22 protein-coding genes and 1 tRNA gene are annotated in these 24,032 nt (G+C 68.9%); 10 read left to right on the plus strand and 13 right to left on the minus strand.

Annotated elements, in window-relative coordinates; all coding sequences use genetic code 11:
* Positions 1-197 precede the first annotated feature (197 nt).
* Positions 198-3,002, plus strand: a complete 2,805-nt coding sequence (locus tag CHC08_RS04715) for a winged helix-turn-helix domain-containing protein (protein WP_143653110.1) — start codon at positions 198-200, stop codon at positions 3,000-3,002.
* 86 nt (positions 3,003-3,088) lie between these two features.
* Entirely contained in the window at positions 3,089-3,667 is a 579-nt protein-coding gene (locus CHC08_RS04720; protein WP_245878123.1) for a DUF7144 family membrane protein, read from the plus strand.
* 207 nt (positions 3,668-3,874) lie between these two features.
* On the opposite strand, the gene CHC08_RS04725 is transcribed toward CHC08_RS04720, so the two are convergent.
* A complete protein-coding gene (locus CHC08_RS04725; RefSeq protein ID WP_089205910.1) occupies positions 3,875-4,393 on the minus strand; it encodes an SPW repeat protein in 519 nt (172 codons plus the stop codon).
* Between the two features lie 1,436 nt (positions 4,394-5,829).
* Between CHC08_RS04725 and CHC08_RS52305 the strand changes: the two genes are divergently transcribed.
* Entirely contained in the window at positions 5,830-6,993 is a 1,164-nt protein-coding gene (locus tag CHC08_RS52305; protein ID WP_218825123.1) for a hypothetical protein, read from the plus strand.
* An 820-nt stretch (positions 6,994-7,813) separates the two neighbouring features.
* On the opposite strand, the gene CHC08_RS04735 is transcribed toward CHC08_RS52305, so the two are convergent.
* The 3 genes from CHC08_RS04735 to CHC08_RS04740 form a co-directional block, all read right to left on the minus strand.
* A complete protein-coding gene (locus tag CHC08_RS04735; RefSeq protein ID WP_089205911.1) occupies positions 7,814-8,719 on the minus strand; it encodes a S41 family peptidase in 906 nt (301 codons plus the stop codon).
* Positions 8,720-9,048: 329 nt separating this feature from the next.
* Positions 9,049-9,180: a hypothetical protein gene (locus tag CHC08_RS52310; RefSeq protein ID WP_275937153.1), complete on the minus strand. Its 132-nt coding sequence runs from the start codon at positions 9,178-9,180 to the stop codon at positions 9,049-9,051.
* 31 nt (positions 9,181-9,211) lie between these two features.
* A tRNA-Lys gene (locus tag CHC08_RS04740) sits at positions 9,212-9,285 on the minus strand.
* A 101-nt stretch (positions 9,286-9,386) separates the two neighbouring features.
* On the opposite strand from CHC08_RS04740, the gene CHC08_RS04745 reads away from it, so the two are divergent.
* Positions 9,387-10,238, plus strand: coding sequence for an AAA family ATPase (locus tag CHC08_RS04745; RefSeq protein WP_089205912.1), 852 nt, complete (start codon positions 9,387-9,389; stop codon positions 10,236-10,238).
* A 109-nt stretch (positions 10,239-10,347) separates the two neighbouring features.
* Positions 10,348-11,766 carry a vWA domain-containing protein gene (locus CHC08_RS04750; RefSeq protein ID WP_245878125.1) on the plus strand — a complete coding sequence of 473 codons (1,419 nt, stop codon included), beginning with the start codon at positions 10,348-10,350 and terminating at the stop codon, positions 11,764-11,766.
* Positions 11,767-11,955: 189 nt separating this feature from the next.
* On the opposite strand, the gene CHC08_RS04755 is transcribed toward CHC08_RS04750, so the two are convergent.
* Together CHC08_RS04755 and CHC08_RS04760 are read right to left on the minus strand one after the other, a co-directional pair.
* Positions 11,956-12,390 (minus strand): nitroreductase family deazaflavin-dependent oxidoreductase, encoded by a 435-nt coding sequence (locus tag CHC08_RS04755; RefSeq protein ID WP_245878126.1) that lies wholly within the window; start codon positions 12,388-12,390, stop codon positions 11,956-11,958.
* Positions 12,387-13,022 (minus strand): NAD(P)-dependent oxidoreductase, encoded by a 636-nt coding sequence (locus tag CHC08_RS04760; RefSeq protein ID WP_089205915.1) that lies wholly within the window; start codon positions 13,020-13,022, stop codon positions 12,387-12,389. The genes CHC08_RS04755 and CHC08_RS04760 overlap by 4 nt, the downstream gene beginning before the upstream one ends.
* Before the next feature lie 114 nt (positions 13,023-13,136).
* On the opposite strand from CHC08_RS04760, the gene CHC08_RS04765 reads away from it, so the two are divergent.
* Positions 13,137-13,526, plus strand: coding sequence for a winged helix-turn-helix transcriptional regulator (locus CHC08_RS04765; RefSeq protein WP_089205916.1), 390 nt, complete (start codon positions 13,137-13,139; stop codon positions 13,524-13,526).
* A gap of 22 nt (positions 13,527-13,548) precedes the next feature.
* Here the strand turns inward: CHC08_RS04765 and CHC08_RS04770 are convergent, their stop codons facing one another.
* The 3 genes from CHC08_RS04770 to CHC08_RS04780 are packed head-to-tail and all read right to left on the minus strand — an operon-like array spanning position 13,549 to position 16,125.
* The gene (locus tag CHC08_RS04770; protein WP_089205917.1) at positions 13,549-14,367 is read right to left on the minus strand and encodes an ABC transporter permease; all 819 of its coding nucleotides are present in this window, start codon (positions 14,365-14,367) and stop codon (positions 13,549-13,551) included.
* 9 nt (positions 14,368-14,376) lie between these two features.
* On the minus strand, positions 14,377-15,138 hold the full coding sequence (locus CHC08_RS04775; RefSeq protein WP_089205918.1) for an ABC transporter permease: 762 nt from the start codon (positions 15,136-15,138) through the stop codon (positions 14,377-14,379).
* A gap of 9 nt (positions 15,139-15,147) precedes the next feature.
* Positions 15,148-16,125 carry an ABC transporter ATP-binding protein gene (locus CHC08_RS04780; RefSeq protein WP_089205919.1) on the minus strand — a complete coding sequence of 326 codons (978 nt, stop codon included), beginning with the start codon at positions 16,123-16,125 and terminating at the stop codon, positions 15,148-15,150.
* A gap of 425 nt (positions 16,126-16,550) precedes the next feature.
* Here CHC08_RS04780 and CHC08_RS04785 point away from each other — a divergent pair, with 425 nt between their 5' ends.
* A complete protein-coding gene (locus CHC08_RS04785) occupies positions 16,551-17,420 on the plus strand; it encodes a hypothetical protein (RefSeq protein WP_179281881.1) in 870 nt (289 codons plus the stop codon).
* 107 nt (positions 17,421-17,527) lie between these two features.
* On the opposite strand, the gene CHC08_RS04790 is transcribed toward CHC08_RS04785, so the two are convergent.
* Complete coding sequence (locus tag CHC08_RS04790; RefSeq protein ID WP_245878127.1) at positions 17,528-18,223, minus strand: NERD domain-containing protein; 696 nt, start codon at positions 18,221-18,223, stop codon at positions 17,528-17,530.
* A 259-nt stretch (positions 18,224-18,482) separates the two neighbouring features.
* On the opposite strand from CHC08_RS04790, the gene CHC08_RS04795 reads away from it, so the two are divergent.
* Positions 18,483-19,085 (plus strand): TetR/AcrR family transcriptional regulator, encoded by a 603-nt coding sequence (locus tag CHC08_RS04795; protein WP_089205922.1) that lies wholly within the window; start codon positions 18,483-18,485, stop codon positions 19,083-19,085.
* Positions 19,086-19,152: 67 nt separating this feature from the next.
* On the opposite strand, the gene CHC08_RS04800 is transcribed toward CHC08_RS04795, so the two are convergent.
* Genes CHC08_RS04800 through CHC08_RS04810 form a run of 3 tightly spaced genes read right to left on the minus strand, consistent with a single transcriptional unit; the run spans position 19,153 to position 22,699 of the window.
* Positions 19,153-20,259 carry an acyl-CoA dehydrogenase family protein gene (locus CHC08_RS04800; protein WP_179281882.1) on the minus strand — a complete coding sequence of 369 codons (1,107 nt, stop codon included), beginning with the start codon at positions 20,257-20,259 and terminating at the stop codon, positions 19,153-19,155.
* Complete coding sequence (locus CHC08_RS04805; RefSeq protein ID WP_218825124.1) at positions 20,256-21,431, minus strand: acyl-CoA dehydrogenase family protein; 1,176 nt, start codon at positions 21,429-21,431, stop codon at positions 20,256-20,258. The genes CHC08_RS04800 and CHC08_RS04805 overlap by 4 nt, the downstream gene beginning before the upstream one ends.
* A gap of 41 nt (positions 21,432-21,472) precedes the next feature.
* A complete protein-coding gene (locus CHC08_RS04810; protein WP_089205925.1) occupies positions 21,473-22,699 on the minus strand; it encodes an acyl-CoA dehydrogenase family protein in 1,227 nt (408 codons plus the stop codon).
* A gap of 75 nt (positions 22,700-22,774) precedes the next feature.
* Between CHC08_RS04810 and CHC08_RS04815 the strand changes: the two genes are divergently transcribed.
* Positions 22,775-23,335 (plus strand): YdeI/OmpD-associated family protein, encoded by a 561-nt coding sequence (locus CHC08_RS04815; protein ID WP_089206005.1) that lies wholly within the window; start codon positions 22,775-22,777, stop codon positions 23,333-23,335.
* An 80-nt stretch (positions 23,336-23,415) separates the two neighbouring features.
* A complete protein-coding gene (locus CHC08_RS04820; protein ID WP_089206006.1) occupies positions 23,416-24,003 on the plus strand; it encodes a GNAT family N-acetyltransferase in 588 nt (195 codons plus the stop codon).
* The last annotated feature ends 29 nt before the right edge of the window (positions 24,004-24,032 follow it).

Genomic DNA, 24,032 nt, shown 5'->3' on the forward strand with positions numbered 1-24,032 from the left:
CGGAACGAATTTCATCCGGTTCCAGGTGACGGAGCCGTCAGGGCCGAACGTCGAGGATTCGTAAGATCGGCCCCGAACGGGAGTGACCTGCGTTGATTCCGGGAAAAGCGGTAATTCAGAAGTAATTTGGTGATTGGTACGGCCCGCCGGACAAGTAGGGATTCCGTCTGTGCTCCGGCTGGGAGGTCGGGGGCGTCATGACGGCTGTGGCCGATGCGCGGGGATCCACTCCCCGGCCGGAAGGCGGCGGTTGCGCGCCGCCGGCCGGCAAGCTCGCGCCTCCACGTCTCCACGTGGCCGTACTGCCCCGGTCCCGTGTTCAGGAGAAGATCGATCACGCCGTCGGACACCGGGTCACCTTGATCAGCGCTCCCGCGGGCTCCGGCAAGACCACCGCGTGCGCGTCGTGGAGCATCACCTGCGGCAGGACTCACGACGTCGCATGGCTCACCGTCGACCCCGCGGACAACCAGCCGCACAGATTCTGGTCTCATCTGGCCGCGGCACTCGGACAGGTCCAGCCGTCACCGAGAGCCCCCTCGCCGGACCGCGCTCCGCCGATGGACCTCGTCGATGAGATCGTCGAGGCGGTCTCCGGGAGGGATCGGCCGATCGTCCTCGTGATGGACGACATCCACGAGCTCGATCAGCCAGAGGTCCTGCACGGCCTCGACCTCTTGCTCCGGCGCACCCCACCACAGCTCCGTCTCATACTGTCGGGCCGCCACCGGCCCGCCCTCCAGCTCGCCCGGCTGCGCGTCTCCGGCGATCTCGCGGAGATCGGAGCCGGGGATCTCGCCTGGACCGAGTCCGAGGCGGCCGAGTATTTCCGCACGGCGGACCTGCCGATCGGCACGGACCAGGTGGCGGAGCTGGTCGCACGCACCGGCGGATGGAGCACCGGCCTGCGCCTGGCCTGCCTGTGGCTGAAGGAGCAGTGCGAAACGGACCGGCAGGGGCGAGGTTTCACGGGGAGCACCCGCATCGTCGGCGACTACTTCCGCGACGAGGTGCTCAGCAGCCAGAAACCCGAGGTCCGCCGTTTCCTTCTGCGCGCCAGCGTCGCCTCCCCGCTCAGCGCCGATCTGGCCGGCACGCTCACCGGAACGGCCGACGCGGCGCGGATCCTGGATCGGCTGAGCCGGGAGAACTGCTTCGTGGAGGCGCCCGACGCCGGTCGGCCGGGGTACGGCTTCCACCCGCTCTTCCGGGAGTTCCTCCGGGCCGAGCTGGGACGAGAGTCCCCCGATGACGTGCCCCGTCTTCTCGGTGAGGCGGCGCGCCGGCATCGATCGAGCGGCAGGCCGCTGGACGCCCTGCGAGCCGCGGTCGCCGGAGAGGATTGGGAGCACGCCGTCGAGATACTGGCCGAGGACGACGTGCGCGTCCTCCTCGGGGCCGAGGACGGCGAACTCTCCGCGATCCTCACGCGCCTTCCGCCCGAGCTCACCTCCGCCACACCGATGGTGGCCCTCGCCCACGCCTGGGCCCGGCTGGTCGCCGGAGACCCCGACGCGGCCGCGCCGTACATCGAGTCGGCCGGGAGGGCCGCCGGGACCGTGGAGCCCCGTATCAACCGGATCATCGCCGCGCTGGATCTCGTCCGGGCCTGGATGGGCGGCGACTGCACCCCGGAGAGCCTCTCCACCGCCCGGCGGGCGCTCCACCGGACCGGCGGCGTACCACCGCACGCGCCCGCCGAGCGCAGGGCGACCGGCTGCCTGCTGCTGGCGTTGGGACTCGCCCATTGCTGGAACGTCGAGTTCGTCTCGGCCGGTACGGCTCTGCGCCGCGCGGTGAAGGAGCTCGAAGCCGGCGACTTTCCCGCTCTGACCTGTTTCGCGATGGCGTGTGCGGCGCTGATCGACGCGATCCAGGGCGATCTGACGGGAGCGGAGGAAACGGTCGGAACGCTTCAGAGCGACCTGGCCCGGGCGAAGGAGACGGCCGGTACGCTCCGCGGCCCCACGCCGTCGCTACGACCTCACCCGATCGCCGACCTCGCTCTCGCCTGGGTGCACCTGGAACGCGACGAACCCGCCGACGTCCACCGGCTGCTGGATCGGATCGAGCCGTGGCCACGGAGGCGGCCTCCGGAAGACGGGCCGGTCCCCGCGTTCGCGACGCTGATCCGCGCGCGAGCCCTGGTCGCCGGGGGCGACGTCGCCGCCGCCCGATCATGCCTGGCAGAACTCAACAGGCGGTGCCGGCTGTCGTCTCGGCTCATCCAGGCGGTGGCCCTCCTCGACATCGCCTGGCTTCCTGCGACCGACCTTCCCAGCCTTCTGCCCGACCCGGACCCCACAGCCCCGACCCTCACGGGTTCGGAACCCGCGGCCTTGCCTCTCGCAGCCGCGGAGACCGTGGCTGCGAGACCCGTGGCCGAAGAGGCCGTGGTCCCGGAGCCCGCAGCCGCGGAGGCCGGCTCTCCACCGCCTGCCTCGGACGCCGTCGCCATGGGACGGCTGCACCTCATACGGAACGACCCGGTGCGCGCACTCGTCGCCGTGCAGGACTGCCTGAGGGGTACGGCGGGCGAGACGCGCCTGCTGGACAGGGTCGCCGCGCTGCTGGTCGCCGCGGCCGCGCACCGCCGCCTGGGAGCGACGTCGTCGGCCGCCGAGCTGCTGGATCAGGCCCTGGAGCTGGCGGAGCCGCACCGGGCACGGCGGGTGTTCCTCGACGGCGGCCGATCGGTCAGGTCGCTCCTGACGATTCTCGTGCCGCCCAACGGTCCCCGTGTCCCGTTCGGCAACGAGATCCTCCGCCGTTTCGAGCGCGGAGCCGTGAACCCGAACAGCGACGAGGCGCCGGCCCTGACCCAGTGCGAGCTGGCCGTACTCCGTTTCCTGCCGTCGCACATGACCAACAAGGAGATCGCCGAGGACCTCTTCCTGTCGGTCAACACCGTCAAGACCCACCTTCGCTCGGTGTACCGAAAGCTCGGGGTCACGACCCGTCGCGAGGCGATCAGCCAGGCCACCCGGCAGGGTTTCGTCTGAAGTTCACCCTTTTCGGGTGACATGACCTCCCCCCGCAGCGGCGATCACTCCTGGTAATGACTCACGATCATGAAGGAGGAGGCGGCATGGTGCACAACGAGGGAACCGGCAGGGTGCCCGGAGATGGAACCGGCAGGATACCCGGCGAGGGAACCGGCATGCTGCACGACGAGGGAACCGAGAGGGTGCACGGCGAAAGCGGCATGCTGCGCAACGAGGGAACCGGCGTGACACGCGGCATGAGGGACACGAGGACCACGAGCACGGGGGCCCCGAGGATCACCGGCTGGGTCGGCTGGGTCTGGTTCGCCGCCCTGATGATGATCCTGACGGGTGCGTTCAACATCATCTACGGCCTGGTCGCCATTCTCAGGAGCACGTTCTTCCTCGAGACTCCGAACAACACCCTGCTGTTCAACCTGTCCGCCTGGGGCTGGATCCACCTGATACTCGGCATTCTCCTGGTCGTCGCCGGCTTCGCGGTGATCGCCGGGCAGACCTGGGCCCGCGCCGTGGCGGTCATCCTCGCCATGGTGAACGCCGTCACGCAGATGCTGCTCTTCTCCGCCTACCCATGGTGGTCGCTTCTCGCCATCGCCATCGACGTGCTCGTCATCTACGCCCTGATCGTGCACGGACGCGAGTCCGAAGAGGTGCGGCTCTAGCCGTGCGGGAGCCGTACGGGCCCCGTTGAGCAGCCGCCCGCCCGGCAACGGCCGGACAGGCGGCTTCTTCTCTTCCGGGACGACGGCCCCGGGCCGTGATGATCAACCTCAGGTGGGACGAGAGGCCACCGGTGTCCGGCGGGCGTGACGAGCATTCGCCCGCCACACCGCGTCGCACCGGTTCGGGGTCTGCCTGTTCAGGCCTGTTCAGGGCCTGCCCGGCATGTTATGGCCCGGCATACTGCTGCCCGGCATGTTGGAGGTCCTGCCCGACATGTCGTTCGACATGTGGGAGGTCCTGCCGCCCATGTTGGGCATCTTCCTGGCGCTCACCGCCACCGCTCCCATCCCGAGCAGGAAGATGATGACGCCGGTGACGACGTTGGTCCAGATGGTCGACGTCGTCGCCGATCTCGTGACCCACGGCACGATGATGGTCCAGATTCCGATGATCGCTGCGATCCAGCTCAGCCCGTAGGTTCGGCCGAAGGCTGCCGCGAACGCCATGGCCAGCGCGGCGAGCGCGATACCGGTGACCAGGTTGCTCACGGAAATCCTGGACAGACCGTTGAAGCCGACTACCCATGGAGAGATAGCCAGCCATAGCCCTGCGAGGAGGGAGAGTCCGTCGATTCCCTGGGCTGCCGTGCTGGAGCCCGCTCGCTCATACCTCTCTCGCATCTCGATGAGATCGGGATGTTGTTCTAGGCCTGCGGGTCGGATCATGACCCACGCCCCCTTCCGGCTTTCGTACGGAACGGACTTAAATCCCTATACCCGTCATAAGCCACTAAAAAGTACGAAGCACGACAAATTTGACCTCGGGGGAGATTTCCCCTGCAATAGGCGGCTGGGCCGGGAGTCCCGACCGGTCTGTTTACCGGAATTTTCCAGTTCTTTGGCGACGGGATGGTCTCGTTCGGAGGTAAGAATCCCGGAAGAACGCACCCGGAGAGTGAGACACCTCCGTCGACAGCGGCCCCGAGGTCGTTCGAAGCGACCGACTCGCCGGACTTCTCCGTGAGCACAGCCCGACCGGCTTTCCGGTGGCCACGGGATGAGCGCCATCCGGGGTTTCCCTTCACAGACGGAACGCGTGCCGCGCCCGGGTCATCCCGAACACGACACGCACTCCTTTCCTGCCTTTCATGCCCCCGGTTAGTTCAGTTCGGGGGGGTTATATTGACGAAGGCGGAGCAGTTCGTCGGCCACGCCGCCGGATTCAGGAGCGTTCCCGGAGTAGGTTGCGCCAGACAGCTCGTCCGGGCGACCGTTCCGGTCGAACTCAGCACGGTGACGTTGAGGTTGACGAGATCTTCATTCAGGGCGACCCCGATCACGTTGCCGGGGTAACCCGTCAGCGTTGAGAGGTTGTGCCACAGAGGGACCGTTCGCGGATCCCTGACCAACGTCGTCCCGGCGCCCGAGGCGAACGCGGTGAACTCCGTTCCGTTCTCCCTGGAGGCGACGATGCTCGCGCTGGGCCCCGTAGGTCCCGCAGGACCTTGTGCACCCGTGAGACCCTGCGGACCCGTGGCTCCGGTCAGACCGGTGGTGCCACGCGAACCGGTCGCACCCGCAGGCCCTGTCTGCCCGATCGGACCCGTAGGACCTTGCTGACCCGTCGGACCCGTCGGACCCGTCGGACCCGCGGGGCCTGTCGGACCGGTGGCACCACGCGAACCGGTCGTGCCGGTCGCGCCCGTCGCGCCGGTCGGACCCGCAGGACCCGTCAGACCGGTGGGCCCGGCCAGACCGGCCGCGCCGGTCGGTCCCGCAGGACCGGTCAGACCGATGGGTCCGGCCGGTCCTGCGGGACCCTGTTCACCCGCGGGACCCGCCGGACCGGTGGATCCTGCCGGGCCCACCGGACCCGCCGGACCGTCGGCGCCATTCGCCCCAGCAGGACCCTGAGGGCCTGCCTGCCCATCGGCGCCGTCAGCTCCGGGGGCGCCTGTCGGCCCCTCGGCGCCATCCACTCCGGCAGGTCCGGCCGGTCCTTGCGGCCCCACCGGCCCCACCGGGCCCGCCGGCCCCTCGGCGCCATTGGCTCCCGCAGGACCTTGTGGTCCTGCGGGACCCTCGGGGCCAATCTCACCAACAGGTCCCATAAAACCGGTGAGCCCGATGGGACCTGCAAGCCCGATAAGACCGGTCGGCCCTTGTGGTCCTGTAGGTCCTACCGGACCCACCGCACCATCCGCGCCCGCCGGACCCTGCGGACCGACCGCACCATCCGCGCCGTCGGCACCCGCCGGACCCTGCGGACCGACCGGACCGATCGCGCCGTCGGCACCCGCGGGGCCCTGCGGACCTTCCGGACCCACCGCACCATCAGCACCTGCGGGACCCTGCGGACCGACTGCTCCATCAGCGCCCGCGGGACCTTCTGGGCCCACCGCGCCGTCAGCGCCCGCCGGACCTACCGCACCGTCGGCACCCGCCGGACCCTGCGGACCTACGGCACCGTCCGCGCCGTCCACACCGGAGAGACCCTGCGGACCCGCCGGGCCCACCGCGCCATCAGCACCCGCCGGACCCGCCGGACCTTCCGGACCCGCCGGACCTTCCGGGCCCGCCGGCCCTACCGGACCTACTACGCCGTCCGCGCCATCAGTGCCAGCGGGACCCTGCGGACCCGCCGCGCCATCCACGCCGTCAGCACCCGCCGGGCCTTGCGGACCTACCGGGCCCACCTGACCATCGGCACCTGCCGGACCGTCCGCGCCCGCAGGACCCTGCGGACCTATCGCACCGTCCACTCCATCCGCGCCATCAGCACCCGCCGGACCGACCGGACCGTCGGCACCCGCCGGACCTACAGCGCCGTCCGTGCCCGCGGGACCTACCGCGCCGTCCGTGCCCGCGGGACCCTGCGGACCGACCGCACCATCGGCACCCGCCGGCCCCTGCGGACCCACCGGACCGACCGCGCCATCCGCGCCGTCCGCACCCGCCGGACCTACCGCACCGTCCATTCCGTCCACGCCATTGGCGCCGTCAGCGCCCGCCGGACCCTGTGGGCCTACCGCGCCGTCCGCACCGGAGAGACCCTGCGGGCCGGCCGGACCTTCGGGGCCGGTCGGACCTGGTGCTCCTTCCGGGCCGTCGGCGCCGCTGGTACCGCGAGGACCGGCCGTGCCTGCCGGGCCCCGCGGTCCGACCGGGCCCGCAGGACCTGCGGGTCCGGTCGGACCTGCCTCTCCTTCAGGGCCATCGGCACCGCTCACACCGCTCACACCTTGTGGGCCAGCGGGTCCCCGGGGTCCGGCCGGGCCCGTCGGACCCGCCGGGCCCGTCGGACCCGCTGGACCTGTCTGGCATGAAGGGGCCGACGTCAAGGCCAGGCTTACTTCCGTCGAGGCCTGCGAGCTCGGATCATCTATCGGCCTCGGCGGGCTGGGCAGGTATTCGCAGGATTTTCCCCACCCTTTCCAGCCGTCGGCCTTGGCATGGGTGTAAATATTTCGTGGAGCGATAGTGAGGCCGGGGCTCAGAATCGCCCTGACATCACCGATCAGAGAATTAACGTAGAAGGTTTCCGTCGTTTTGGCATCGGCGTTCGCCGGCACCTGACATGCCACTGCGAGAAAAGCTCCAGCTATTGTCGCCGCGACACTCCATGCCTGGTAGTGCTGCCCAACGGGGGGCGGAGCCTCGATTCGCCCGTTACCGCTTAATTTCATTTTCATCCGCATCGTTGCGATTCCGAAGAAATAGGCACCCGTAGTGCCCAAACAATCGCACCGAGAAGTACCCCGACAGGCGCCATCAAATACGCCACCCCGGCCAACGAGGCTTAAATTAACAACATAAATCCAAAAACCTTCTCCAATTCATTTCATGTAAATAAATATGCCCCATTGTGCGATTTCTCATTTAGGCGGCATATATTTTAAATGAGCCGTTTGAGATTCTTTCATCCCCAGCCTGCACCAAGCGGCGCAGGCGCGCTCGTGGCGCAGTTCAGCCCATATACGCCCAAGCCAGGGCCTTCGAAGGAGGCCAGCCCGGGCCCAGCGCGCTATTCGGGGGCGAGCGGGATTTGGTACCGACCTCAGCGAGGTCTGGTACCACGCCCGGAGCTCCAGTTGCCTTGATCACGAAGGACTTTTGGGTGCCACACTGTCGATGAGCTGGACTGCGTCAGTCTGCCAGTCGGGCGAGGGCCAGTGCGTGCGCCTGGTCGAGGGACTCAGCGGCAGCGCAAGGGACGTCCGGCTGCACACCGGTGCCCTCCCAGTTCGTGCCGGAGACGGGGTTGATGGCGCGGCCAGTGGGGACGGTGGCCTCCAGGTGTGGGTGCACGGTCCAGCCCTTGCACGGATGTGCGCCGCCGCGGGTGCGCTCGCCGACGACAACGGCGCGGCCGAGCTGCTGCAGGTCGTACGCCAGCTCCTCAGCGGCGGAGAAGGTGCTCTCACTGGACAACACATACAACGGCTTGCTGCCACCGAAGCGCGCGCCGGGAACGTGCGGCAGGCTCCAGGACTGCTCGCTGCGCTCGCCGTCGCGCCAGTGCATGGTGTTGAGGTGAGTGCGCTCGTCCAAGAGGTAACTGCAGACGAAGGCGACGGTGTCCGGGTCGCCGCCCCGGTTGCTGCGAAGGTCCACGATCAGCGCCCGGGCGCGGGAGGCCAGGGTGAGCGCGGCGCTCAGCGGTTCGGCGGCCCAATCCAGCGGAAACAGCATCGGCGCCAGCTCCACCACGGCGATCCCTCCGTCGAGCAACTCCACCCGGGGCGCACCGCCCAGCGAGGTGTCGAAGTCCCGGCGGATGGAGGCCAGGGTGGCCTCCATCTGCTTGGGGGGCACCGGGTCGGCGTGGTGCTTCAGTCTCAGGTGTTTGTCGTTGTTGACGGACTGCAGGTCCGCGGTGACCAGACGGGCGAGCTCCTCGGCACCGTCGACGTCATAGGCCCCCTCGGCGAGACGTCGTTGGAGGAGGCCGGCGAGCTGCTCGGCTATCTCAGGGAAAACGTAGTGCTCGACCACCAGCCGGACTGTCTCGTCGATGACAGGGGCAGGCTGAAGCTTCGTCAGAGTCGTCATGGCAGGGAGTAGAGCACTGCCCTTACGAAAACGTCAAAGATGTTTAGACACTTTCGGTATGCGTGACCAGCCTTCCCACTTGCCACCTCCTGAGGATGTTCTGGAGATCGGCTCGCCTGAGCGGTTCGCGGCGCTCGTCCACCGTTGCGTCAGCTCTTCGCCCTGGGCCACCGGCGGAACAGCCCGACCACCCCGAAAGCCCGCCCTCGTCCGGCCGTGTGCGCGTCGTCCTCCTTCCCGCCTTGCGCACTCTGTGGCGCGTTCACGCCGCCCGCCGGCCCCGGACACGAGGACGGCCCCTCGCTGATGATCGCGAGGCGGGGGGCGGGTCAGGCGGGAACGATCACATCGGCCGGATGATCGTTTTCGGCGATGCGGCGGCGTTCGAGCAAACATGGAGCCAACATCGGGCAGAAACCGGCACAAACCGGGACGGCGTTAAACGCGAACAGCGCACCCACGGAATCGTGGGTGCGCTGTTCGGATGCGCTGTGCGCCGCCAGGGACTTGAACCCCGGACCCGCTGATTAAGAGTCAGCTGCTCTAACCAACTGAGCTAGCGGCGCTTGAAGCCCTCGAAGGATAGCGCACATCGGGCAGGGCTTCGAAATCACCGACGATCAGCGGTTAAGCTAGAACAACATTCGGTCCTGTACTGGGAGCACACATGTGGTTCGCCTCGCCCGCAGACGTCCGGGAGCGGCTCAGTGCCGTCGACTACCTCTCCGACGCCTCCATAGCGACCTCGGTCTTCCTGGCCGGAGCGCTCGGCAAGCCACTGCTCGCCGAGGGCCCGGCCGGGGTGGGAAAGACCCAGCTCGCCAAGGCCGTGGCGGCGGCGACCGGGGCCCAGCTCGTCCGGCTGCAGTGCTACGAGGGGCTGGACGAGGCCAGGGCACTGTACGAGTGGAACTACAAGAAGCAGCTTCTGCGCATCCAGGCCGGATCGGACCGGGACTGGGACGCCACTCACGATGACATCTTCACCGAGGAGTTCCTGCTGGAGCGGCCCCTCCTGCGGGCGATCCGCTCTGAGGTCCCGACTGTCCTGCTGATCGACGAGATCGACAAGGCCGACGTCGAAGTGGAGGGGCTCCTGCTGGAGATCCTCTCCGACTACCAGGTCACGATCCCCGAGCTCGGCACGATCTCCGCCGTGCGCAAGCCGTACGTGGTGCTGACCTCGAACGCCACCCGCGAGCTCTCCGAGGCGCTCAAGCGGCGCTGCCTCTACCTGCACCTGGAGTATCCGACGCCGGAGCGCGAGCGCGACATCGTTCTGGCCCAGGTGCCGACGATCGAGGCGGGCCTGGCCGAGCAGCTGGCGCGTACGGTCGCCACGATGCGCACCCTGGAGCTGAAGAAGGCCCCCTCGATCGCCGAGACGATCGACTGGGCCAACACCCTGCTCGCCCTGGGACGGACCGAGCTGGACGAGGCGACGATCGGCGCCACCCTCGGGGTGGTGCTCAAGCACGCCTCCGACCAGACCCGGGCGCGCAAGGAGCTGGCCCTGTGAACGGCGCGACCGGACGCGAGGCCGGGCCCTTGGACCGCGGAACGGATCACGGAGCCGGACCCGCGAACGGCCGGGCAAAGCACGTGATCGGATCTTCCAGCGTGAACGGATGTGCGAGCGGCGGGACCGGCCGGGTGAGCGGCATGGGGGCTGGGACATGAGCCTGCTCGACCGTCATATCGGCTTCGTGCACGCGTTGCGTGAGGCCGGGCTGCCGGTGTCGCTGGCCGAGGGGCTGGACGCCGCCAGAGCCCTGCAGGTGATCGACCTGAGCGAGCGGGATTCGCTGCGCGCCGCCTACGCCTCGACCCTGGTCAAGCGGCCCTCGCACCGGCCGGGCTTCGACGTGCTCTTCGACCTGTGGTTCCCCGCCTCGACCAGCGGCCTGTACGACCCCCGCCAGGAAGGCGGTTCGCACGCCCCCGACCTGGATCTGGAGGCCGCCCCGCTTCCCGAGCTGCGGGACCGGCTGGCCCGGCTGCTGCTGGGCGCCGAGGGGATGAACGAGTTCGCCCGGGCGATGGTGGAGCGCTTCGGCCGCCAGCCCGCGGGCCCCGGCAGGCAGAACTGGTTCTCCTACTCGGTGATGCGGGCGCTCTCCCCCGAGACGCTCATGGCACGGCTGCTCGCCGAGGTCCTGGCCGGCCAGGAGCGCGGCGGGCTGGCCGAGAAGGTCGCCCGGCAGCGGATCAACGAGAACACCAGGCGGTTCGAGGAGGCCGTCTCCACCGATGTGCGCCGCCGGATCGCCGAGGACTCGGGGATCGAGCGGATCGCCCGCTCCGCCGTACGGCCGCCGCTGGAGCAGCTCGACTTCCTGCGGATCACCAAGGCCGACCTGGCCAGGCTGCGCAGGGAGGTCCACCCGCTCGCCCGCCGCCTGGCCGCCCGGCTGACCGTCAAGCACCGGCTCGGCCACCGTGGCCGCCTGGACTTCCGCCGGACCGTACGGGCCTCACTGTCCAGCGGCGGGGTGCCGCTGAACACCTTCAACAAGCCGCGCCGCCCGCACAAGCCCGAACTGGTCGTCCTCTGTGACACCAGCGACTCGGTCGCCTCCTTCGCCCACTTCACGCTGCTGCTGACCTACGCGCTGCGCGAGCAGTTCACCAAGGTCCGGGCGTTCGGGTTCGTGGACACCGTGGATGAGATCACCCGGTTCTTCGTCCCCGGCGCCGACGTGGTGGAGGCGATGACGCGACTGACCCAGGAGGCGGACATGGTGCGGTTCGGCCGTACCAACTACGGCCACGCGCTGGAGGAGTTCGCCGAGCGGTACGGCGACGCCATCGGGCCCAAGACGTCGCTGCTGATCCTCGGCGACGCCCGGTCCAACTACCAGCCGCCCGCGCTGGAGACGCTGAGACGCCTGAGCGCCGGCGCCCGGCACGCCTACTGGCTGAATCCGGAACCGACCGCCCAGTGGGACACCGGCGACTCGCTGGCGACCGCCTACGGCGGGATCGTCCCGATGCACGAATGCCGGAACGTCGCCCAACTGGCGGCCTTCATCGAAGAACTCGCCTGACGATCCCGACGGTGCGGGCCGGCCGCCGACCGGTCCGCACCGCTCAAGGACTTCACTTCCAGGGCCGGTCCGCACCATTAATCGGGGACGGTGAAAGGAACGGAGCGATATCCGCCGACCGGATGCCCTGATTCAAGATGATCTCTTAGGGCGGCCGGCCCAGGTCCCCGGCAGACCGCAGGGCGGCCACTACACCCGCTCCACGATCACCACGGGGATGTCCCTGCTGATCTGCCGCTGGTAGTCCGCGTAGGAAGGCATGATCGAGATCATCAGCAGCCAGAGCGGCGGCTTCTCCTCCGCCGTGGCGGTACGGGCCCGCGCGGCGAACGTCTCCGTGCCGACCTGTACCGTGACCTCGGGGTCATCCAGCAGATTGAGGTACCAGGCCGGGTGGTTCGGCGCACCGCCGTTGGACGCGGCCAGCACGAAGCGATCACCGTCCCGCCCGTAGACGAGTGCCGTGCGGCGCAATGTGCCCGACTTCCGGCCTCGGGTCGTCAGCAGCAGGTCGTTCATGCCCGGACGCGCCTGGCCACCGGTTTCGAGAAAGCTGTGGATGTGCCGGGCGACCCAGGCGTTCGGACTGTCGTGAACGTCTTCTCCGGCTCGGCCGTCCATCATCCCTCCTCGACGCCGAGATGCGTGCGGTGGTGCCTTGGGGCATCGATCTCGTCGAGCAGCGCGATCGCAAAGTCGGCGTAGGAGATGCGGCTGGCCGCGTCCGCCTGGGCGGTCCGGTACCGGGCGCTGCGTGCACCACCGTGGTCGAAGTCGCCGGCCGGACTGATGACCAGCCAGTCGAGTGTGGTGGCCGTCGCACGCAACGTGTCCGTCCCAGCCGCGTGTCCCAGATAGAACGATCGATACTCCTGGGGATAGCCGGGAGCGTCCATCAGTTTCACCCCGGAGGGGGTCTCCAGGATGGGGGCCAGCCCGACCACCACCAACCGTCCCACCCCGGCCTGCCCCAGACCGTCGGCCAGGGCCCGTGCCGCGCTGACGAAAAAGTCATGCGGGTCGGCGCCCGGGTCGTACACGGCGCTGATCGCGGCGTCGTGACCGGCGGCGATCGCGGTGATGCCGGACGCGTCGGTGACATCGCCCGAGACAACCCGTACGCCCTCGGCCCCGAGGTCACCGTACTTGACCGGATCACGGACGACGGCGGTGACGTGGTGCCCGCGCTCGCGCGCCTCGGCCACGGCCGCGCGTCCGGCTCGGCCACCGGCCCCGAAGACCACGATCTCGCTCATCGGATCACCCCTCTCACCAGGGCTGGGCATGGGCTCCAGCCGCCTGCCCCGGACGCTATCCGGGGCAGTGGTTACCCAGGGGATACCGAGGGGACACCGGATATCGTGACGCCCATGAACGAACCGCTGGCCCCCGACATGTTCGATGAGCTCTGCCCGTCCGCGCTCTCACCGATCCGGTTCGGCGACAAGTGGGCGGGGATGATCATCCGCTGTCTCGAACACGGCCCGCGACGGTTCTCCGAACTGCGGATTCCCCTGCGCGGCATCACCGCGAAGGTGCTCACGCAATCGCTCCGGGGGCTCGAACGGGACGGCCTCATCTCGCGTACCGCCTACGACGAGGCTGTGCAGCGGGTCGAGTACGAGCTGACCCCGCTCGGACGCAGCCTGCTGGGACCGATGGCGGTCGCGTGCGCCTGGGCGGAGAGGCACTGGGAAGAGTTGCTCGACGCCCGCGAAGCCTACGAAACCCCTGCCTCCGGGTTCGGCCGCGCGGGCTGAGCCCCACGTCCATGACGCGGTCTCAGTGCAGCATGACGCGCGCCCACTGCCTGCGGGCCACGACGAGGCCCAGTGCCCCCATGACCAGGAGATAGACCACGCTCACGATCAGGCCGGAATCGATCTCGCCGAGGGCGCACCCCCGCAGCAGCTGGATGGCGTGGTAGAGAGGCAGCAGCTCCACCGCGACCTGCACCGGCCGGGGATAGACGGTGACCGGGTAGAAGGTCGTCGCGAACAGGAACATCGGCAGCAGCACCAGCTGCACGTACTGGAAGTCGGACCACGCCCTGATGCGCGTCGCCACCGCCAGCCCGGCGGCCCCGAAGGCGAAGGCGACGAGCAGCGTCGCGGCGGCGGCGACCAGGGCGTCCGACCAGGAGATCAGCCCGAACACCGTGATCACGAGGAGGAACCCCATCGCGGTGACAAAGCCTCGCAGCACCGCCCACGCCACCTCACCGACGACGATCCCGGTGAGGGACACGGGGGTGAAGAGGATCGACTGGTAGAACCTGTCGTGGGTGAACTTGACGAAGGCGCCCTCCATCGTCTCGTGCAGGGCGCTGTTCATGACCGCCGTGGCGAGCAGGCCGGGCGCGACGAACGCGGCGTAGGTGACCTTCACCCCCTCGACGTCCCCGACGAGCTGCCCGATGCCGACACCTATGGCCAGCAGGTACAGGATGGGCTCGAAGATCGAGTACATCGCCATGGTCCACGGGTTGCCTCCCGCGTGGACCCGGAGATTGCGGAACACCAGGAAGTGCGCGCCGCCCCAGCGGGGGACGACGGACGGCACGGCGGTGTCCGGCGCCCTGTTCTTCAGGTTCTCCAGCATGTCGCCCCCTCAGACGTGGATGTGGCGCCGGTAGGTGACCAGGGCCGCCGCGACGCCCGCCGCCGTGAGCGCCCCCAGGTAGCCGACGTGGATCGCGGAGGTGAGCAGGGTGGCGGTGCCCAGGCTCAGGGTGCGGCACAGGTCGACGCCGTGCCACAGCGGCAGGACGTACGCCAGCGGGCGCAGCCAGTCGGGGAGCGTCTCGATGCCGAAGAAGGTCCCGGAGAACAGGTACATCGGCATCAGCACGAACCGGAACACCTTGTTGAGCGTGTCGAACTTGTCGACGGTCACCGTCCACGCCGCCAGCGGGGCCGCGAAGGCCATGCCGGTCAGCAGGGCCGCGGGCACGGTGAGCACCGCCCACGGCGACCGGGTGGCGCCGAGGGCCATCATCACCACGGCGAAGGCCAGCGCGCTCGTCCCGATCCTGAACGCCATGAACAGCAGGTGCCCGGCCATGATGTCGCGGGGCTCCAGCGGCGTCGCGGCGGCCACCGCGTAGCCCTGGCCCCGGCGCAGGGAGCCGTGGACCGCGAACGCCCCCTCGATGTAGGCGTTCTGCATCGCCGCGGCGGCGATCAGCCCGGGGGCGAAGAACTCCAGGTAGGTCAGGCCGCCGAGTGACGAGGGGTCCACCAGCCGTCCGAGCCCGGCGCCGATGGCCACCAGGAAGAGCAGCGGGTTCGCCACGCTGATGACGATGGTGCTCTTCCAGGTGCGGCGGTAGCGGAGCATCCACGAGAGGAACTCTCGAAGGAACATGGGCATGGGTCCGCCTCAGTCCGTCAGGGTCCGGCCGGACAGGCGCAGGAACACGTCCTCCAGCGTCGATCTCCGCACGAGGGCGGTGATCGGGGTCATCCGCGCGGCGGTGACGGCGGCCAGCGTCGTCTCCCCGTCGTGCGTGTAGACCAGCACCCGGTCCGGCAGGACCTCCACCCGCTCCCCCTCGCCGGGGCGGACCAGGTCGTGGAGCTTCTCCGCGGCCTGCTCGTGCTCGTCGATCCGGAACCTCAGCTCCAGGACCTCGCGGGTCGAGTGCCGCCGGATGAGCTCCTGGGGTGATCCCTCGTCCGCGATGAGCCCCTTGTCCATCACCACCAGGCGGTCGCACAGCTGCTCGGCCTCGTCCATGTAGTGGGTGGTGAGCAGCAGCGTCACCCCCTGCTGCTTCAGCCTGAACAGCCGATCCCACAGCACGTGCCTGGCCTGCGGGTCGAGCCCTGTGGTCGGCTCGTCGAGCAGGAGGATGTCCGGCTCGTTGATCAGGGAGCGGGCGATCGTCAGCCGCCGCCGCATGCCGCCGGACAGCGCCCCCAGCGGCTCGCCCGCCTTCTCCTCCAGCTGCGCGAACTCCAGCAGGCGCTCCGTGCGCTCCTTGATCACCCGGCGGGGCAGCCCGAAGTAGAGGCCGTACATCGTCAGGTTCTCGCGCACGGTGAGATCGGGGTCCAGCACGTCGTCCTGCGGGACCACTCCCAGGCGCGCCCGGATCTTCCGGCCGTCGCGTGCGGGGTCCATGCCGAGGATCCGCAGGGTTCCCTCAGTGGCCGGGGAGACGCAGCCGAGCATGCGCATCGTCGAGGACTTTCCCGCCCCGTTGGGACCGAGGAACCCGAAGGCCTCTCCCCGGTTGACGTGGAAGTCGATCCCCGCCACGGCCCGGAACCCGGTGCCCCGCCTGTCTCTGGGCGGGTACGTCTTCCCGAGCCCCTCCGCCTGGATCAGCGGTGTCGCGCCGTCGTCGCCTGCCATGGACACCTCAGATTCGCGGTACGACAAGTCTCATTACCCATGGATCATGGGATCTTTGAAACTAGAGTTTGCAATAGTCCGCATGGTTCACGCAATATATTTACCGCGTGACCGGATAGCGCATATCGAGCCAGGCGCTCCACGCGATCGTGGTGTTCGTGTGGCGCCCCGGACCAACCGTGGCCTCCTGTGTCGAGGCCCTTCCCCGCCCCCGACGAACCTGCCGGCTCTCCTACGCACAGCCGCGGCGGACCGACCGCCACGATGGAGCAGGCAGGCCGGTCTGGTTCCAGGTGGCGGAACAACCGTCCTGAGTCAGGCGGGATGGCACGGATATGCGCCCGCCGTCGCCAGAGTGGTCTGCGCACGCCCTCACCCATCGCTCCTATGATCACCGGGTGCATTTATCGAGGATTGTGCCGACCGTGCTGGTGATCACCCTGACGGCCGGGTGTGGCGAAGAGAGCACGATGACGGGGCGGACGCCCGCCGAGGCGGTGGCCCAGCAGGCGAAAGACTCGACCGGAGTGAAGGTCACCAAGCTCGTCCGTGTGGACTACAGCGGAGTGGTGACACCCACCCCTTCGTCGGAGGACGACACCATCGTGCCGGTCAACATCGGCGAATACAGCGAGAGCCGGACCACCGGAATCCTACGGCTCGGTGCGGCTGCCTCCGATCTGACCACGACCTTCCACCGGACCGACATCCCCGAAGATCTGAAGGGCATCATTCCGGATGATCTGTCCTATATGACGACCAAGGCGATCTCGATCAGCGGCACCGACACTTACGAGCAGCGGGCCGACCGGAGAGACGTTCCCGCCGGCAAGGCCTGGCTTCACCACAGCAGCCCCAAATGCGGGATGGCGGCGCGTCTCCTGGGGGCACTCGACGCACGTGCGGTTCTGTCGCCCAAGGTACTGCAGCGGCTTACGGCCCCCGCTCCCTCCTCCGGCGGGGTCATCGACGCGGTCGCCACCGTCGTACATTCCGGGAGTGCCTCGCACGCCGAGTTCAGCATCCCGGCCCAAGGCGACGACCCCGTTATGGCGGTACAACTGCCGATGCAGTCCCGCTCCATAGAGGTCTCGTGGCAGTTGTGGGTCGGGCCGGACCAGCTTCCCCGCCGGGTCCGTCTCATCATGACCGATCTTCTGGCCGAGAAGGACGTGCCCAGGTCTGCCGTGACCGAGATCGACTTCACCGATTGGGGAAGCGACGTGTCCATCGGGCCCCCGCCGAAGGACCAGGTGCACGAAACCGGAAGCTGCCTCGACCCAGAACCGCAGTGAATACCCACTGCGATGCCACATCACCTGGGCATCGGGCATTTCGCGGGGTTCCCGTACTTCGCGGGCGGAAGACGACCCGTGACCGCGAAGCACCGGCACCCGTACGATCAGCTCATCCTGCGCAGTACCCGAGCGGCGGTCCGGGTGAGCACCTCCACCTGGGACTCGTCGAACTCCGCACGCGGCCCGTTCAGGATCCAGCGCGCGACCAGCCGCGGCTTGAGCAGGGTGAGGCCCTCCGCGGTGACCGACCGCCTGATGACCCCGCCGTGTACGGCGAGCAGCGGTTCGATCGTGATGGGAATGCCCGACTCACGGGACAGCACCTCGGCCAGCGAATCGGCGACCTCGACGAGTGCCTGGGCCACCTTCGTCCCGTACTTCTCACCGAGGAACAGCCGATCGCCATACCGGGCGATCTCGGTCTCGGGGTCCCACGCCTCGTTGTCGACGACCCAGACGCCACCGGGACCGATGACGAGGTGGTCGATCGAGGCCTTTCCCGGTACCGCGCGGCCTTCGAGAATCTGGTAGCCGCGCTTGCGGAGCCTGCGGCGGAGCAGCTTGCCGGTGATGACCTCACCCCGGCGCTTTCCACGCCAGACCGCCGTGGCGTCGTGCGACCACCAGTTCCAGAGCAGGTCGCCGGCGCCGACGAGCAGGCCGAACAGGAGGCCGACGACCGGTGGGGAGAGATCGAACCGGTAGGCCAGCGCGACACCCACCACCAGGCCGACCGCGGCCTTGACCCCGGCCATCTTCCTTCGCTGATCGGCCTCTTTGAGCCAGAACTGCTCGTACATAACCTGAGGCGACAGACCATGGACCTGGTCGTCGGGAGGCACGTAGATAGATCCGCCTGGCAAAGCGAACCCCCTGAAGGCTCGAATGGTGGATGGAAAGGGGTGCGGATCTGCCACGCTGAAGATCCTCCGACTATGGAATACCCAAGTAGGGGCTCCAGGCACGCGAAGGTGATGCAAGTAACACATCACAGCTACCTCATCGGCAGCTCAACCGACCAGTCGGTATGCTTGCTGAACCACACAATGGGGGACACGGATGACTCAGGACCAGGAGCCGGTACGACAGCGCCTGCTCAGCGAGGCCACTCGCCTGTTCGCCGAACGAGGTTTTGAAAGCACGTCGGTGCAGGAGGTCGTCGCGGCAGCCGGCGTTACCAAGGGCGCGATGTACCACTATTTCGACTCAAAAGACGATCTGCTCCACGAGATCTACGGGCGCGTGCTGCGCATGCAGATGGAGCGCCTCACCCACTTCGCCGACAGCCCGGGGCCGGTGGCCGAGCGCCTCTACGCCGCCGCCTCCGATGTCGTGACGACCACCGTAGACAACCTGGACGACTCCAAGATCTTTTTCCGCTCGATGCACCTGCTCGCGCCCGACACTCGCAAGAGCGTCCGCGCCGAGCGCCGCCGCTACCACGAGCGCTTCCGCGACCTGGTCACCGAGGGCCAGCGCGAGGGCACCTTCAGATCCGACACCCCCGCCGACATCGTCGTCGACTTCTTCTTCGGCTCCGTCCACCACCTGGGCACCTGGTACAGCACGGAGGGCGCGCTCTCCGGCGCCGAGCTGGGGGCGCACTTCGCCGACCTGCTGCTCACCTCGCTGCGGCCGGATCGGCCGGCACCCCCCGCGTGACCCTCCGCCCGACCGGGACGGCGACGACCCCCGGCGGGAAGCCGGAGGTCATCGCGTCACCGTGCGGTCAGGCCGGGCCGGGCAGGTCGGCGAGGACCGCCAGGGCGTCCCGGTGGGCGCCGGGGCTGCCGAGCGCGATCTCAGTGGACTTGGCGCGCTTGAGATAAAGGTGGAGGGGATGCTCCCAGGTCATCCCGATCCCGCCGTGGAGCTGCACGCTCTCCTCGGCCACGTGCACCGCCACCTCCGAACACCAGGCCTTGGCCACCGCCGCCGCCAGCTCGCGGTTCCCGACCGCCTCCGCGTCGCGGGACGCGGCCGGTTCCGAGTCCGCGGCCAGCAGGTCGGCGGCGTTCCTCGCGGCGGCACGGGCCCGCACCACGTCCAGCCAGAGGTCGGCCATCCGGTGCTTGATCGCCTGGAAGGAGCCGACCGGCCGGGCGAACTGGTGGCGCTCCTTGATGTAGGAGAGCGTCGTGCTCAGGCACCACTCGGCGACCCCGAGCTGCTCGGAGGCGAGCAGACCGGCGCCGAAGTTCAGCACGCTCCGCACGTCGAACGCGCCGATCGCGTCACCGGGGGCGTCCGAGAACGTGACGGTGGCGATCGGCCGGGTCAGGTCCAGCGAGGGCACCACGTCGACCCGGACGTTCTCGGCCCGCACCACGTAGAGCGTCGTCCCGACGGGCACGAGCAGCACGTCGGCCACGTCCGCACCCGCCACCGCCCGGATCTCCCCGTTCAGAACCCGCCCGTCCGTGACGGTGACGGTCTCCGGCAGCGGCCGGTACGGCGAAGCCGCCATCGACACCGCGAGCGCCGCGGTGGTCTCCCCCGAGGCGAGCTCCTGGATCAGCTCTTCCTCACCGGCCTGGATCAGGGCCTTCGTGGCGAGCACCGCGCTGGTGAGAAACGGGACCGGCGCCACCGCCCGTCCCAGCTCCTCCAGCACCACCGCGACCTCCCGCGCCGACGCCCCCGCCCCGCCGTACTCCTCCGGCACGAGCAGGCCCGCCACCCCGATCTCCCGGGACAGCGTCTTCCAGAGGTCCATGTCGTACGGCACGCCCGACTCGACCCGCTTCAGCACGGCGTCCGGCCTGCAACGGTCCGCGAGCAGATCCCGCACGGAGGCCCGGAGCTCCTCCTCGACCTCGGTATAAAGAAGCGTCATCGGGGAAGATCCTTCCAGGGCACGTCCTTGTCGACGCGGGGCTCGGAGGGCAGGCCGAGCACGCGCTCGGCGACGATGTTGCGCAGGATCTCCGAGGTGCCGCCCTCGATCGAGTTGCCCTTCGCGCGGAGGTAGCGGTAGCCGGTGCCCCGGCCGAAGAAGTCCACGCTGTCGGAGCGGCGGAAGGACCAGTCGTCGTAGCCCAGCCCCTCCTCCCCGCGCATCTCCAGGTCCAACCCGGACAGCGCCTGGTTGAGCGTGGCGAAGGAGAGCTTCATGCCGGAGCCCTCCGGCCCCGGCTGCCCGGCGGACAGCTGCTCGCGGAGTCGCGTCCCGGCCAGCCGGGTCACCTCCGCCTCCACCCAGAGCCGCAGCAGGCGCTGGTGCAGGTCGTGGGTGCGCAGCTCGGGCCTCGCGCGCCAGTTCTCGGCGACCAGGCCGACCATGCCGCCGCCCCGCCGGACCGGCGCACCGCCGATGGCCACCCGCTCGTTCATGAGCGTGGTCTGGGCGACCCGCCAGCCGTCACCGATCTCGCCCAGCCTCAAATCGTCGCCGAGCCGTACGCCCGTCAGGAAGACCTCGTTGAACTCGGCCTCCCCGGTGATCTGCCGCAGCGGCCTGACCTCGACACCGGGGGCGTGCATGTCGCACACGAAGTAGGTGAGCCCCCGGTGCTTGGGCACGTCCGCGTCGGTCCTGGCGACCAGGATCGCCCACCGGGAGTGGTGTGCCCCGGAGGTCCACACCTTCTGCCCGTCCACGACCCACTCGTCGCCGTCCCTGACCGCGCGCGTGCCCAGCGTCGCCAGGTCCGACCCGGCGCCGGGCTCGCTGAAGAGCTGGCACCAGATCTCCTCGCCCGTCCACAGCGGGCGCAGGAACCGTTTCCGCTGCTCGTCGGTGCCGAACGTCAGGATCGTCGGCGCCGCCATCCCCAGTCCGATCGCCTGCACCCCCGGGGTGAGCTGCGGCGTGTCCACGAGCTCCCGCTCCACGACGTTCTGCAGCTCGCGGGGGGCGCCGAGCCCGCCGAGGCCCTCGGGGAAGTGCACCCAGGCCAGCCCGGCGTCGAACCGGGCCCGCAGGAACTCCAGCCGGTCCCCGGCGGGGTCGTGCCCGGCCAGGAACGCGGCGACGCGCTCCTGGATCGCCTTTTCGTCCAATGCCACGAACACTCCTTCATCGGGATTGCGGGACGGAGACCCTCGGCTCAGTCGTGGGAAGACGCCGGGGGCGTCATGTGCTTCTTGAGCTCCCGGTACGCCAGGGAGCGCTTGTGCACCTCGTCGGGTCCGTCGGCGAGTCTCAGCGTCCGGGCGCCCGCCCAGAGGGCCGCCAGCGGGAAGTCCTGGCTGACGCCGCCGGCGCCGTGGGCCTGGATGGCCTTGTCCAGGATCCACTCCACGTCGCGCGGAGTGGCGATCTTGATGATCTGGATCTCGGTGTGGGCCCCGCGGTTGCCGACGGTGTCCATCAGCCAGGCGGTCTTCAACACGAGCAGGCGGAGCTGCTCGATCCTCACCCGCGACTCGGCGATCCAGTCCTGGACGACCCCCTGCTGGGCGATCGGCTTGCCGAACGCGCTCCGGGACAGGGTCCGCGCGCACATCAGCTCGACGGCCCGCTCGGCCATCCCGATCAGTCGCATGCAGTGGTGGATCCGTCCCGGTCCGAGGCGGGCCTGGGCGATCGCGAAACCGCCGCCCTCCTCCCCGATCAGGTTGTCCACCGGCACCCTGACGTCCTCGAACACGATCTCGGCGTGCCCGCCGTGGTCGGCATCGGAGTAGCCGAACACGTGCATGCCCCGCTTGACGTGCATGCCAGGTGTGTCGCGCGGCACCAGGACCATCGACTGCTGCCTGTGCGAGGAGGCCTCGGGGTCGGTCTTCCCCATCACGATGAAGATCTTGCAGTTGGGGTTCATCGCGCCGGAGGCGAACCACTTCCGCCCGTTGATCACATACTCGGAGCCGTCCCTCACGATCGACAGCGAGATGTTCGTGGCGTCGGAGGACGCCACGTCGGGCTCGGTCATCGCGAACGCCGACCGGATCTGCCCGCTCATCAGCGGCTCCAGCCACTCCTTGCGCTGCCATTCGTTGCCGAACATGGAGAGGACCTCCATGTTGCCGGTGTCCGGGGCGGCGCAGTTCGTGGCGGTGGGGGCGATCCTGGGTGAGCGGCCCATGATCTCGGCCAGCGGCGCGTACTGCAGGTTGGTCAGGCCCGCGCCGTGCTCTCCCGGCAGGAACAGGTTCCACAGGCCCCGCCTGCGCGCCTCCTCCTTGAGATCCTCCATCAGCGGGGGGCTGGCCCACCCGCTCGTCGCAGCCTGGGCCTCGAAGGCCTCCTCGGCCGGGTACACACACTCGTCCATGAAGTCGAGCAGCCGTCCTCGCAGCTTCTCGGTTTCGGCGTCGAACGCGAAGTCCATGGGCCCTCCTCAGGTCTCCCAGGAGCGTACCGACCGGCCGGTATGGATGTCGACACGCCCTTTATTCTGAACGGCATGGAGCCCATCTTCTTCGCCACCCCGGAAGACTTCCGCCTCTGGCTGGAGAAGCATCACACCACCGAGACCGAGCTCCTGGTCGGTTTTTTCAAGAAAGGCACCGGCCGTCCCAGCATCACCTGGCCCGAGTCCGTTGACCACGCTCTCTGCTTCGGCTGGATCGACGGGGTCCGCAGGAGCATCGACGCCGAGAGCTACTCCATCCGCTTCACCCCGCGAAAATCCCGCAGCACGTGGAGCGCGGTCAACATCGCCAAGGTCGCCGAGCTCACCGAGCTGGGCCTGATGCACCCCGCGGGCGTCGGCGCCTTCGAACGGCGCACCGAGGAGAACTCCCTCATCTACTCCCACGAGCGGAGCCAGGACCCCGCCCTGCCCTCGGAACAGGAGCGTCGTTTCCGGGCCGAGACGACCGCCTGGACGTGGTTCCAGGGCCAGCCGCCCGGCTATCGCAGGACGGCGCTGCACTGGGTGACCACCGCCAAAAGGCCGGAGACCAGGGAGAAGCGCCTCGCACAGCTGATCGAGGACTCCGCTCAGGGCCGCAGGCTCAGCTAGCCGAGTCCCGGAGTGGTCCCGGGAAAACACACGGGAGTGGACCTTAGGGCAGGTCCACTTTCGGCCCTAAGGTCGTGTTCATGACCGCGAACACACCCACTCCCGTCACCCTCGAAGGCGATGTCGTACGGCTGGAGCCGCTGAGCCTCGTCCACGTCCCCGAGCTGTTCCTGGCCGGTGGCGGCGACGACGAGGTGTGGCGCTGGATGCCGGCGCCGACGCCGCGCAGCGAGGCCGAGATGGCGGAGATCGCGACCGAGCTGATCGACAGGCCCGACGTGGTGCCGTTCGCGGTGATCCTCAAGGAGACCGGCCGGGTGGTCGGATCGACCACCTACCACGACGTCCCGGGATTCGCCGACAGCATCGAGATCGGCTGGACCTGGTACGGCAGAGCCGTGTGGCGCTCGGCCGTGAACACCGAGTGCAAGATCCTTCTGATCGACCACGCCTTCGACAAGCTGGGCGTGAACCGCGTCCTGCTCAAGACCGACATCCTCAACATCCGCTCCCAGACCGCGATCCGGCGCATCGGCGGCCTGTCCGAGGGAGTGCTGCGCCGCCACCGGCGCCGCCCGGACGGCACCTGGCGCGACACCGCCTACTTCGGCATCCTCGACGACGAATGGCCCGCCCACCGCGCACGACTCACCCAGCTCACCGGGTGAGCATGCCGTACAGGATCCCGCGACCGCCG

The sequence above is a fragment of the Streptosporangium subroseum genome (assembly GCF_900188345.1).
Taxonomy (GTDB): Bacteria; Actinomycetota; Actinomycetes; order Streptosporangiales; family Streptosporangiaceae; genus Streptosporangium; species Streptosporangium subroseum.

Bases quoted from the DNA above. Each gene is read 5' to 3' on its own strand.
- CHC08_RS04790 (WP_245878127.1), bottom strand. From the start codon at position 18,223: ATGTACGAGCAGTTCTGGCTCAAAGAGGCCGATCAGCGAAGGAAGATG.
- CHC08_RS04800 (WP_179281882.1), bottom strand. From the start codon at position 20,259: ATGACGCTTCTTTATACCGAGGTCGAGGAGGAGCTCCGGGCCTCCGTG.
- CHC08_RS04810 (WP_089205925.1), bottom strand. From the start codon at position 22,699: ATGGACTTCGCGTTCGACGCCGAAACCGAGAAGCTGCGAGGACGGCTG.
- CHC08_RS04760 (WP_089205915.1), bottom strand. From the start codon at position 13,022: ATGAGCGAGATCGTGGTCTTCGGGGCCGGTGGCCGAGCCGGACGCGCG.
- CHC08_RS04795 (WP_089205922.1), top strand. From the start codon at position 18,483: ATGACTCAGGACCAGGAGCCGGTACGACAGCGCCTGCTCAGCGAGGCC.
- CHC08_RS04755 (WP_245878126.1), bottom strand. From the start codon at position 12,390: ATGATGGACGGCCGAGCCGGAGAAGACGTTCACGACAGTCCGAACGCC.
- CHC08_RS04725 (WP_089205910.1), bottom strand. From the start codon at position 4,393: ATGATCCGACCCGCAGGCCTAGAACAACATCCCGATCTCATCGAGATG.
- CHC08_RS04720 (WP_245878123.1), top strand. From the start codon at position 3,089: ATGGTGCACAACGAGGGAACCGGCAGGGTGCCCGGAGATGGAACCGGC.
- CHC08_RS04770 (WP_089205917.1), bottom strand. From the start codon at position 14,367: ATGCTGGAGAACCTGAAGAACAGGGCGCCGGACACCGCCGTGCCGTCC.
- CHC08_RS04815 (WP_089206005.1), top strand. From the start codon at position 22,775: ATGGAGCCCATCTTCTTCGCCACCCCGGAAGACTTCCGCCTCTGGCTG.
- CHC08_RS04765 (WP_089205916.1), top strand. From the start codon at position 13,137: ATGAACGAACCGCTGGCCCCCGACATGTTCGATGAGCTCTGCCCGTCC.
- CHC08_RS04820 (WP_089206006.1), top strand. From the start codon at position 23,416: ATGACCGCGAACACACCCACTCCCGTCACCCTCGAAGGCGATGTCGTA.
- CHC08_RS04780 (WP_089205919.1), bottom strand. From the start codon at position 16,125: ATGGCAGGCGACGACGGCGCGACACCGCTGATCCAGGCGGAGGGGCTC.
- CHC08_RS04775 (WP_089205918.1), bottom strand. From the start codon at position 15,138: ATGCCCATGTTCCTTCGAGAGTTCCTCTCGTGGATGCTCCGCTACCGC.
- CHC08_RS04735 (WP_089205911.1), bottom strand. From the start codon at position 8,719: ATGACGACTCTGACGAAGCTTCAGCCTGCCCCTGTCATCGACGAGACA.
- CHC08_RS04715 (WP_143653110.1), top strand. From the start codon at position 198: ATGACGGCTGTGGCCGATGCGCGGGGATCCACTCCCCGGCCGGAAGGC.
- CHC08_RS04750 (WP_245878125.1), top strand. From the start codon at position 10,348: ATGTGCGAGCGGCGGGACCGGCCGGGTGAGCGGCATGGGGGCTGGGAC.
- CHC08_RS04745 (WP_089205912.1), top strand. From the start codon at position 9,387: ATGTGGTTCGCCTCGCCCGCAGACGTCCGGGAGCGGCTCAGTGCCGTC.